The organism is Colwellia sp. SU-HH01217 (assembly GCF_057543495.1).
Map to the genome: position 1 here is coordinate 25,150 of NZ_BAAJLX010000001.1, position 12,486 is coordinate 37,635.

Here is a 12,486-nt window from a genome sequence, read left to right on the forward strand (position 1 = left end):
AGATGAAAAAACAGCCTGCACTACGAAGACATACTGACACATATTTAATCAGTTCAAATTTCAATCACTCTGTAGTTTCCGTACGTTATAGGCCATAACTAAAAAGAATAAACTGCGAAATTATTCGTAATAAGCATGTTATTTTGTAAAAAACTGTAAAAATAAAAAAGTTCAAAAAAAATGCATTTATTTTTCATAAAAGTGATTTAACGCAAAAAAACGTCTAATCAACTCATAAAATTAACATCATATTTACACCGGATACAATATAACAACACTTGTAACTTACAAAACAATCTCTTTTATGAAGAAGAGTTCATTGTAAGCGAACACAAAAACTAAATATCTACCCAAAATAAAAGAATAAACATTCACTCATAACAATTAAAAGGGAAACATTTTTTATTACTGCGAGCTTTTCATTTTATCCACAGAAAAATATTTCCTCTAATTACATACGTATGCATGCCGTTTTTTGCAATTAATTCTCTTGCATACGTATGTAGCACATTGCCCTAATGCCAGACATCGGCATAATCGAATAACAAGATAAAAAGTGACCTCAAAAAGTCATCACTATTAAATAAAAAAGAGTTAAAAGTCTCCCATGGTCAAAAAAATAATGACGAAGCAAACAGAAACCGATAATGCTGAGCAATTGCAAAAAAGCATTGAACACCACTTAAAATTCACCTTAGGGGATGTTTGCAAAAAAAATAACACAGCAATTAACCAAGCTCATTGGCAAGCTGTTAGTTTAGCTGTAAACGACATTATCATTGATAAGCTAGAAGCGACTAAAGCCAAACAAAGCCAAGCAGAAAATAAAAGTGTTAATTACTTATCCCTTGAATACTTAATGGGTCGACTTTTATCGAACAATTTACATAATCTTGGATTGTATTCTGCAACTGAAGCTGCGGTAAAATCACTAGGATTTAACTTAGCCGACTTATGTGAAGAAGGAGCTGATTTAGCTTTAGGAAATGGAGGCTTAGGCCGATTAGCAGCTTGCTTTTTAGACTCTCTAGCCACTCTCGATTATACCGCCACAGGTTATGGTATTCATTATCAACATGGACTATTCAAACAAAGCTTTCATCAAGGGCATCAAATAGAAGCCCCCGATATGTGGCGTGAATTCGGTAGCCCTTGGGAAGTCTGTCGCCCGCAATCAGCACAAACCATTAACTTATACGGCTATGTAGAAGAAGTTGCTCAAGCAGATGGAACAACTCGCTCTGTTTGGCATAGCGGTAAAACTATTAAAGGTATTCCTTGGGATGTGCCTATTGTTGGCTACAACACAGAAACAGTAAACGTTTTACGCCTCTGGGAAAGTAAAGCAGACAATGCCTTTAACTGGGATTTATTTAATCATGGCGACTACTTAAATGCTCATCAAGATCAAGTGTCTGCCGAAAGTGTTTCAAAAGTGCTTTACCCCAATGATGAGCACGACAATGGTAAAGAGCTTCGGTTCATCCAACAATACTTTTTCTGTGCCTGCTCATTAAAAGATATTATTGCTCGATTTGAAAACCAATACGGTGAATTAACAGCAAATAATGACTTACTGAATAAGTTTGCTCAAAAAATTGCGATTCAACTAAATGATACTCATCCAACTATCGCAATTTTAGAGTTAATGCGAATTTTAGTTGATGAAAAGTTAATCCCTTGGGACGATGCTTGGCAACTTGCTGGTAAAGTATTTGCCTATACCAATCACACCTTATTACCGGAAGCACTAGAAAAATGGTCAGTGAGTTTATTTGAAAAAGTATTGCCACGTCATTTAACTATTTTATATCGCATTAATGAAGCCTTTTTAAATGAAGAGGTTAATGCACTGTGGCCAAACAATGATCAAATGCGCGCCCGCCTTTCCTTAATTGAAGAGGGACATGATCGTAAGGTGCGTATGGCACATTTATGTGTCGTTGCCTCTCATAAAGTTAATGGCGTTGCTCAAATTCATTCAGACTTAGTAAAAAAAGATTTATTTCCAGAGTTTAATCAATTATGGCCACAGAAGTTAACAAACGTCACTAACGGCATTACACCTCGTCGTTGGTTAAAAGCCTGTAACCCATTACTCTCAGAGCTTTTGAGTCAGCATGTTAAGCAAGATTGGGCTAAAGACTTAACATCACTCAGCCAACTTGAAAAGTTAGCTGATAACGAAGATTTTCAGCAAAAGTTCATGGCAATTAAGCATCAAAATAAAGTGGCGTTAAGTAAAGAAATTCTTTCATTAACAGGTATTGAAGTTAGCCCTGATGCAATATTTGACGTGCAAATAAAACGATTACACGAATACAAGCGCCAACATCTAAATTTGTTGCACATTCTTGCACTTTACCGACGTCTACTAACTGATCCAGAACTGGATATGCAACCGCGTGTATTTATTTTTGGCGCGAAAGCCGCTCCAGGTTACAAGCTCGCTAAAGAAATCATTTATGCAACGAATAAAGTTGCCGAGAAAATTAATAATGATTCGCGCATTAACGGTAAATTAAAAGTTGTTTTCTTACCCAATTATCGCGTTAGTCTCGCAGAAAAAATAATACCTGCGGCCGATGTTTCTGAACAAATTTCTACCGCAGGTAAAGAAGCATCAGGTACTGGCAACATGAAATTAGCCCTCAATGGTGCGGTAACCATTGGCACGCTCGACGGCGCTAATATTGAAATCGCTGAAGAAGTGGGTGCAGATAACATTTTTATATTTGGCTTAACGGTTGATGAAGTTAAAGCTATAGACAGCAATGGCTACAACCCATATCAATATTACGAAAATTGTGAAGAAATAAAAGCTTGTCTTGACTGGTTAGACACTGATTATTTCACCCCAGGTAATGCTGGGGAGCTTTCTCCTTTAAAAGCATCGTTACTAGCAGGCGGCGATCCATACAAAGTACTAGCAGATTTTCATTCATACGCGCAAGCACATCAATTACTAGGTGATGCTTATCAAGACAGTAAACGCTGGGCAAAAATGGCGATATTAAATACCGCCATGATGGGCAAGTTTAACTCAGATAGATCGATTGAGGATTATGTTAATACCATTTGGCAGTTAACCAAATAACAAGGTAATAGTTGCTAGATTAACAGGAATTATATGACAAAAGTCACGCAAGATATCAAAGCAATACTTGATGCAAGTCACGAACAACCCTTTAGTTTTTTAGGGTTGCGACAGAGTATTGCTGATGACTTTTTAACAATAACCTGTTTTTTACCTAAAGCGAGAAAAGTTGAGCTAATTGACAAAAGCACAGGAAAGGTAATTGCTCAACTTAATCAAGTAAGTCCGCTTGGGCTTTTTACAAAAAAACTACGTCGTAAAAAGCCCTTTGTTTATCAGTTTAAAGTCAGCACAACGGAGCTTGAATCACCGAGCATTATTCTTGATGATGCTTATGCGTTTGCTGCTACTTTAAGTCAAAACGATCTTAAACTTTTGCATGCAGGAAACCATCCAAAACCCTATGAAATTTTAGGCGCTCATTGTATTACTCATCAACAGGTAGCAGGTGTTTCATTTTCACTTTGGGCACCTAATGCAAAAAGTGTATCCGTTGTTGGAGACTTTAATGACTGGGATGGTCGGTGTCACCCTATGCGCAACCTTGATTATCAGGGAAATAATAGTGGTTATTGGAATATTTTTATTCCCGCGATAACTTCAGGTTGTTTATATAAATTTGAACTTAAAGACGCGCACGGCAAGCCATTACCAATAAAAGCTGATCCTTATGGTATACAAGCGCAATACCGTCCTGAAACAGCCTCAATAATCGATGCAGAAAACTCATATGCATGGCAAGACAATACTTGGATGGCTGAACGTGCACAACGCAACGATCGCAGTGCTCCGATTTCTATTTATGAAGTGCATTTAGGCTCATGGCAACGCAGCCCTGATAATGAGTACCTAAATTATAGAGCCCTTGCCGATAAGCTAATTCCTTACACTAAAAAAATGGGCTTTACTCATTTACAGCTAATGCCAATTAGTGAATACCCTTTTGACGGCTCTTGGGGGTATCAACCCGTAGGACTTTTCGCGCCAACAGCTCGTTTTGGCACAGCAGAAGATTTTAAATATTTTGTTGACCAATGCCATTTAGCAAACATTGGCTTGTTAATTGACTGGGTACCCGGGCATTTTCCTAGTGATGATCACGGCCTAGCTCAATTTGATGGCAGTCATTTATATGAACATGCCGACCCACGCCAAGGTTTTCATCCTGACTGGAACACCCTTATTTATAATTACGGTCGTGTGGAGGTTGCAAATTTTTTACGCGCTAGTGCCTTACATTGGTGTGATAAATTTCACATTGATGGTATTCGTGTCGATGCTGTTGCTTCTATGCTCTATCTTGATTACAGCCGTAAAGATGGTGAATGGCTTCCTAATATTCATGGCGGCAATGAGAATTTAGAAGCCGTTGCTTTTATTCAGCGCTTTAATGAAGAGCTTTACCAACAATACCCTGGAACATTTTCTGTTGCTGAAGAGTCAACTTCTTGGCCCGGTGTTTCTCGCTCTACCGACCAAGGCGGTTTAGGTTTTGGCTATAAATGGAATATGGGCTGGATGAACGATAGCCTTCAATACATAAAACGTGATCCCATACACCGTCAGCATCACCATAACGAATTAAGTTTTAGTTTAGTTTATGCGTTTGATGAAAACTTTGTATTACCCATTAGCCATGACGAAGTTGTACACGGCAAAGGCTCTATGATTGAAAAAATGCCAGGAGATGCATGGCAGCAGTTTGCAAATTTACGAGCTTACTATGGTTTTATGTGGGCACACCCAGGCAAAAAATTACTCTTTATGGGTTGTGAATTTGCTCAAGGCAGAGAATGGAATCATGACAAAGGTCTTGATTGGCATCAATTAGATATTCATTGGCATAGCGGTGTTCAACGCCTGATCCAAGATCTGAATCAGGTGTATAAAAACACTCCTGCACTGTACCAGCAAGATTGTCTCCGTGAAGGTTTTCAATGGCTAGATCATCAAAACGAAGAATATTCAATTTACAGCTTTATTCGTTATGCTAAAAATAAGAATGATCAACCCGTGGTTGTTATTTGTAACTTTACGCCTCAAACACATCATAACTTTAAATTAGGGGTTCCACTTGCCGGACAATATAAGGAATTAATAAATTCTGACAACGCCATATACGGCGGTAGTAATCAAGCAAGTTGCCCAACAGGAAAAACCAATAACAAAACCACCAGCAAAGCTGGACAGTGGCAAGGACAAGCACATTTTATTACTTTGACAGTACCGCCTTTAAGTACGGTTATTTTATCATTAAGCGAGGATGACACTTAATGATAACGTCACCAATCAAAGATATTAGTCTTTATCAAGTCAGTGCCGGACGTTCATACCCTCTCGGTGCAACGTTTGATGGTCAAGGAACAAACTTCGCCTTGTTTTCAGCCAATGCAACTAAGGTTGAGTTATGTCTTTTTGATGCTAACGGTAGAGATGAAAAACAAAGAATTATCTTACCTGAATTTACTGATAATGTTTGGCATGGCTACATCGAGCACTTACCTGTTGGCACTTTATATGGCTATCGAGTTCACGGACCTTTTGCTCCTGAACAAGGCCATAGGTTCAATGCACACAAATTATTATTAGATCCTTACGCCAAGCAAATTTATGGAAAATTTACTCATTCAAACACGCACTATGGCTATGATCTAAATAGTGAGCACCACGATTTAAGTATTGATCAACAAGATAACGCTAATTACCTTCCTAAGTGTATGGTTACACCAAATTTAACAGGTTATAACTCACACCCACAGGTACGCAGACGTAATACCTTGATTTATGAAATGCACGTTAAAGGTTTTACACAGCAACACCCTAACGTTCCAGTAGAACTTAGAGGCACTTTTGCAGGTCTTGCTGAAGATTCAATGTGCCAATATCTATTATCTCTTGGTATCACCACCATAGAATTAATGCCTGTTCAGAGCTTTATTAACGAACCTTTTATACAAAAAAAAGGGTTAAATAATTACTGGGGATATAACAGTCTGTCTTTTTTCATTCCTGAGCCGACATACTGTCACAGCAATGACCTTCAAGAGTTTAGAGAGTTAGTTGAAAAGTATCATCAAGTGGGTATCGAAGTTATTCTTGATGTGGTTTATAACCATACCGCAGAAGGCGATCACTTAGGCCCAACTTTAAGCTTTAAAGGCATAGATAATGCCAGTTATTATCGTTTAAAACCTGATGATAAACGCTTTTACTTGAACGACTCTGGCTGTGGAAACAGCTTAAATTTAGAGCATCCTCGGGTGTTGCAATTAGTCACTGACAGTTTGCGATACTGGGTTGAAATTATGGGAGTTGATGGATTTAGGTTTGATTTAGCCCCTATATTAGGCCGTACAGAACAAGGCTTTAACAATAAAAGTCACTTTTTCACGGCTCTACGTCAAGACCCTATCCTTTCTCGTATAAAGCTTATTGCCGAGCCATGGGATATTGGTAAAGATGGTTATCAATTAGGAAACTTCCCAAACAGTTGGATGGAATGGAACGACAAGTTCAGGGATACCTGCCGACGCTTTTGGCGGGGTGATAGTGGTATGGCTGGTGACTTTGCTCGTCGGTTACATGGCTCGAGTGATTTATTTGAATCCCCTAGTCGACGACCTAGCGCCAGCGTAAACTTTATTACCTCACATGATGGTTACACCCTTCATGATTTAGTCAGTTATGAGCAAAAACATAATTTAGCTAATGGTGAAAACAACCAAGATGGCCACAATAATAATTACTCCATTAATTTTGGCTATGAAGGCGAAACCAATAACCAAATTATCAACAGGTTGCGCTTACGCCAAAAACGAAATTTATTAACTACTTTATTTATTGCTCAAGGAACACCCATGCTCCTTGCTGGCGATGAAATGTCTAATTCTCAACAAGGCAACAATAATGCTTATTGCCAAGATAATGAAACATCTTGGCTCAATTGGCCAAATACAGTTTCTGGCGGTGCAGAGCTCGCATTTGTAAAGCAACTTATCTTGCTCAGAAAGCTTCATCCGCTACTTAATCGTACTCACTATCAACATGGGCTTGAACACTGTAATAAAACCGGCCTAGCTGATATCAGTTGGCTAAATTGTCGTGGCGAATTAATGCAAGAAAGCGATTGGCACGACAAAGAAATTCGCTGTTTTTCGATGTTGCTTGCCCAAACCAGATCAAAAGAAAGTCTCTCCCCTGCTGTGAAAACAACATTGGCCAACAATTCATCCCCAAGGAAAGAAAACGTTGCAGCGGTTAATAAAGACGATGCACTCCTTGTAATTTTTAACGCTCACCCATGCGAAATTAATTATCAATTACCAAGCAACTTGTTGTCCCCAGCTAACAAGATCAAATCACTCAATTTAAACGGCCACTGGCAAGAGTTAATCAATACAGCGGATACCGAAGAAGGATTTACCATGCAAAAAAGTAAACACGAAAATAGTAATGATTTAACAAAAAGAATAAGTCGCTCAACTGTGCGTATTGCCGCCCACAGTTGCATAGTTTTAGCTTACAAACATTAAGCAACAACTGTCGTCAAACGGGCTAAATATCATCATGAAAAAAAGATAAAAAGAGAAAATCACATGAATTTAATTGAACAATTATCGCAACTTGTTGGCTTTCACACTAGCTATACTAATTGCTTTGGTGAACAAGTATATGCACAAGATGAAGCACGTCATTCGCTTTTACTAGCGATGGGCTACGACTTATCTAGCGAAGCAGTTATTATCCAACAAATAAACGCGTTAAAAGAACAATCATGGCGACGTATACTCTCTGCTGTTCATATTGCTAAAATTGAAGAGCAACAGCACTTTATTACTGTCAGTTTGGCCAATAGCGAAGCCTCTCATTTACGTTGGAAAATTAGCTGTGAAAATAATAACGTAATCACCGGCAACGCCTTAATCGAAGAGCTTAATGCGATAGAACACATTACGCTATCAAATAACCTCAATAGTGAAGAACATTTTAGTAAATACCAATTACCATTACCAAAACTTGAACAAGGCTACCATCAACTTACTGTTAGCTATATCAATAATGGCATCGAATTAACTGAGAATTGTCATTTAATTTTTGCTCCAAAAACTTGTTATAGCCCACAGCAAGCCTCAGAAAATAAAGTTTGGGGAATCGCTGCTCAACTTTATTCTTTGAAAAGTGAAAATAATTGGGGCATGGGCGATTTTGGTGACTTACAACAATTAGTTAAACAATCTGCTAAGCATGGCGTGTCAGCTATTGGATTAAACCCATTACATCCTTTGTATCAAAATAACCCAGCACACAGAAGCCCATACTCTCCAACTAGTCGTTGCTTTTTAAATACACTTTACATCGATGTTGCACAAGTACCAGGCTTTAAGACATGTCAACAAACGCAACAACGCTTTAGCAGTGTCGAGTTTCAAAATAAAGTATCCTTTGCTCGAAATACCAAACATATTGATTACCCCGCGGTTGCTGATGTTAAGCATGAAATTTTAGCGTTACTGTATCAATACTTTACTGAACAACATATAGCGCAGCAAACCTCACTAAACCAAGAATTTGAACAGTTTGTTCAGTCAAGAGGGGAGGATTTACAACGACTTGCTTTATTCGATGCGCTTTATGAGCACTTTCGCGCTAAAGACTACAACGCTTTTGGCTGGATGAGTTGGCCGAGTGCTTATCAAAACATTAACAGTGATGAAGTGACAGAATTTGCAAAAGACAACCAAGAAAGAATTGGTTACTTCCTTTATTTACAATGGCTTAGTCATCGTCAGCTATCTGCAGCAAGCGAAGCTGCAAGTAACGCAGGCATGCCAATTGGCTTGTACTTAGATCTAGCCGTTGGCTGTGACGGTGCTGGTGTTGATGTATGGTCTGATCGTAGTGTCTATGTTTCAGGCGCAGCTGTTGGCGCACCACCTGATGCCATGAACTCTTTAGGACAAGATTGGGGGTTAACGCCAATTAATCCAGTTGCCTTACAAACACAAGGTTATCAACCTTTGGTAAAAGCTTTACGCAGTAATATGCAGTACGCAGGAGCGCTTCGTATTGATCATATTTTAGGATTGATGCGTCAATACTGGGTTGCTCCAGGAATGAAAGCTGATGAAGGTGTTTATATTACCTTCCCTCTTGAGGACATTCTTCGCATTATAGCCTTAGAGTCACAACGAGAACAATGCGTGGTTATTGGCGAAGACTTAGGAACAGTACCCGATGGTTTTAGCGAAATAATGGCCAATGCGGGTTTACTTTCTTACAAAGTTTTGTTTTTCGAACGCTGGGAATCTGGTTTCTTTATGCGCCCAGAAATGTATCCTCAACAATCAATGGTGACGGTATCTACTCATGATTTACCTACCCTTTCAGGTTGGTGGACAGGAAAAGATTTACAGTGGCGTCAAAACCTTAACTTATATCCAAATGATGAAATGGGGAAAAACGAGCGTAATAACCGAGTTGAAGATCGTCAATTGCTTATCGCTGCTCTTGAAGATTTATCTGTTATTGATAACAACAAATTACCAGAACAAGCACCTGCAAAAATGAATACAGAACTGTCCATTGCGGTACAAAAGTATTTAGCTCACGCACCTTCTCATATTCAATTAATTCCACTTGAAGATATGCTAGAAGTAGAAGAGCAAGTCAATATACCCGGTACAATTGACGAACACCCTAACTGGTTACAAAAACTGCCAGTTTCGTTAGAACAATTATGGCATACCGACTCTGTAAATGCTTTAGCAGATGCGATGGAAGATGCTAGACCGAGAGGTTAAACAATAAATGAATCATGCACTTAATACTCAGACTAAAACAACAATTAAAAATAACTAGGCTAAATAATGTATTTATCAATTAACACTAAAAAATGGGCTACAATTATCAGCCTATCTTCATGTATTGCGCTTTGTGCATGCAATGAAGAAACCCAACCTAATACCTCACACAAGACAGCACCTAAAGTTAAAGTTGCTGATGTAAGCCAAGTAAAGGTTAATACTACAGCTAAAGAGTTAACCCCTTACCTTGAACGAAACATTCAAGATGAGGTATTTTATTTTGTGTTACCTGATCGTTTTCACAATGGCGATACGAGTAATGACAATGGCTCTAAAACAATAAAAATATCATCGGGTGGCTTCGATAAAAGCTACAACGGCGCTTATCACGGTGGCGATATTAAAGGTCTTCAAGATAAGCTACCTTACCTTGAAGAGTTAGGTATTACCGCAATTTGGCTGACACCAATTTTGCGTAACCAAGCAGTACAAGGCAAAGATTCTGGCTACCATGGCTATTGGGTATTAGATTTTACCGAGATTGACCCGCACCTTGGTAGTAACGAAGATTTACAAAATTTTATTAGTGCTGCACATAATAAAAATATCAAAGTGTTTTTTGACATCATCACGAATCACACTGCTGATGTGATTAAATACCCTGAGTGTCATGGCGAAGATGGCTTAGGTTGGTCAGACGAAAAAGGTTGCCCTTACAAGTCTTTGGCTCAAGTTGCTGCCGGCGATGTTTATCAAACTATCATTCCTAAAGGTATGGAAGATGTAAAATTTCCAGCCTGGTTAAATGATAAAAAATACTATCATAATCAAGGAGATACTACCTACCAAGGTGAAAATTCACTTTATGGTGACTTTGCCGGATTAGACGATATTAATACTGATGATCCTATTGTGGTAAAAAAAATGATCGATGTATTTACGCATTTAATCGATATATTCAAACCTGATGGTTTTAGAATAGATACTGTCAAGCATGTAAATACAGAGTTTTGGGCTGAATTTGCGCCCGCTTTGGTTGATCACGCTAAGCAACAAGGCATCCCACAATTTTTCATGTTTGGTGAAGTATATAGTGGCGATTCAAAAGTATTAAGTGAATATACCACAAAAGGTAAAATGCAATCTGTACTAGATTTTGGCTTTCAAGGTGCTCTATATGACACGTTAATTAAGCAAACTGGGACAGATAAATTAGCCGAATTATTTGCCAACGATAAAGATTATTTAACCGCAGAGCAAAGTGCTAATCAATTAATGAATTTTACAGGCAACCATGACATGGGCCGCTTTGCTGGCATGTTAAAGTTAAGCGATAAAAACTACAGTGAAACAGAACAAGTTGATCGCACATTACTAGCCCACGCATTGATGTATTTTGCCCGAGGGATCCCTGTTGTTTATTACGGAGATGAACAAGGCTTTGTTGGTAGTGGTGGCGATCGATATGCTAGACAAGACATGATGCCATCAGAAGTAGTTGAATATAACAATGAAAATTTATTGGCGACTACTGCGACCACAGCTGATGCCAATTTTGATACTCATCATATGTTTTATCAAAAGTTTGCGGAGTATGCTCATATCTACCAAAGTTACCCCGCGTTAAGATATGGTGAGCATAAAACACTGTACTCACAAGCGACACCTGGGATTTTTGCATTTACTCGACAATTAAATAGCAGTGATAAAAAAGACGTAATTGTTGTGGTAAATACAGCTAAAACAGAGCAAAAGTTTAAGTTAGCTCTAAAAAATTCTAGTGTGAGTAAAGTTTATAGCACATCACCTTTAACTGAAAAACCTCACAATGATAACGACCACTTAAGTATAACCCTACCACCACTGAGCTTAGCGATTTACCAATAAGCCTATCTATCCATCGTTTAAAACCGATTAACGGCTTAAGAACAATCTAGTCGTTAATCGGTATTTAAATCTACTTATCAGCACATTACATAACTTAACCATCCCACATAACAGAAAATATTTATACGAATACCTAAAAGTAGCTAATGCATTCCAATCTTTTTTCAGTTAGCATTCCCACTATTGGTAAGTGTTCAATTAAAATAAAACATCGCTTACTGTCAAGGAATACACTCTTATAACAAGGACTTACAATGAACAAGCCACTACTTTTACTCGTTTTATCTACTCTTTTTCTCGCTACAGCTCAAGCTGAAGTTTACAAATGGGTAGATAAAGACGGTAATGTCCATTTTGGCGATCGACCCACTAGTGCAGCACCTGCCACTGTTGTTAAAAATCAACCAACCAATACCAGTAGCACCACATCATCAGCTAAAGCCGATACTTGGCAAGAAGATTACCAAGCAGCTAAAGAAGAAAAAGCGAGTAAACAAAAAGAGCAGCAAGCAAAAAAACAGAAAATAACGGCTATTTGTAATGAATTAAAAAGTCAGTTAGCGGGTTATCAGCAAACGGGCCGTATTTTTACTATGTCACCAACTGGCGAACGTATATATCAATCAAGTGAAGATATTGATACCACCAGAGCCAACTTAAAAAATGCCATAAAAAAGAATTGCCGTTAAGCACTTGACC

At 38.3% G+C, this 12,486-nt stretch carries 6 protein-coding genes; all 6 read left to right on the forward strand.

Annotated features, from left to right (window positions below; all coding sequences use genetic code 11):
* Positions 1-622: 622 nt before the first annotated feature.
* Positions 623-3,097, forward strand: a complete 2,475-nt coding sequence (locus tag AC27G3_RS00095) for a glycogen/starch/alpha-glucan phosphorylase (RefSeq protein ID WP_487117784.1) — start codon at positions 623-625, stop codon at positions 3,095-3,097.
* Between the two features lie 33 nt (positions 3,098-3,130).
* On the forward strand, positions 3,131-5,371 hold the full coding sequence (glgB, locus tag AC27G3_RS00100) for a 1,4-alpha-glucan branching protein GlgB (RefSeq protein WP_487117785.1): 2,241 nt from the start codon (positions 3,131-3,133) through the stop codon (positions 5,369-5,371).
* Positions 5,371-7,629, forward strand: coding sequence for a glycogen debranching protein GlgX (gene glgX, locus AC27G3_RS00105; RefSeq protein ID WP_487117786.1), 2,259 nt, complete (start codon positions 5,371-5,373; stop codon positions 7,627-7,629). Before glgB ends, glgX begins: the two co-directional genes overlap by 1 nt.
* A 63-nt stretch (positions 7,630-7,692) precedes the next feature.
* Positions 7,693-9,897, forward strand: a complete 2,205-nt coding sequence (malQ, locus tag AC27G3_RS00110; RefSeq protein ID WP_487117787.1) for a 4-alpha-glucanotransferase — start codon at positions 7,693-7,695, stop codon at positions 9,895-9,897.
* A 66-nt stretch (positions 9,898-9,963) separates the two neighbouring features.
* A complete protein-coding gene (locus AC27G3_RS00115; protein ID WP_487117788.1) occupies positions 9,964-11,787 on the forward strand; it encodes an alpha-amylase family glycosyl hydrolase in 1,824 nt (607 codons plus the stop codon).
* 254 nt (positions 11,788-12,041) lie between these two features.
* Positions 12,042-12,476 carry a DUF4124 domain-containing protein gene (locus AC27G3_RS00120; RefSeq protein ID WP_487117789.1) on the forward strand — a complete coding sequence of 145 codons (435 nt, stop codon included), beginning with the start codon at positions 12,042-12,044 and terminating at the stop codon, positions 12,474-12,476.
* Positions 12,477-12,486 lie beyond the last annotated feature (10 nt).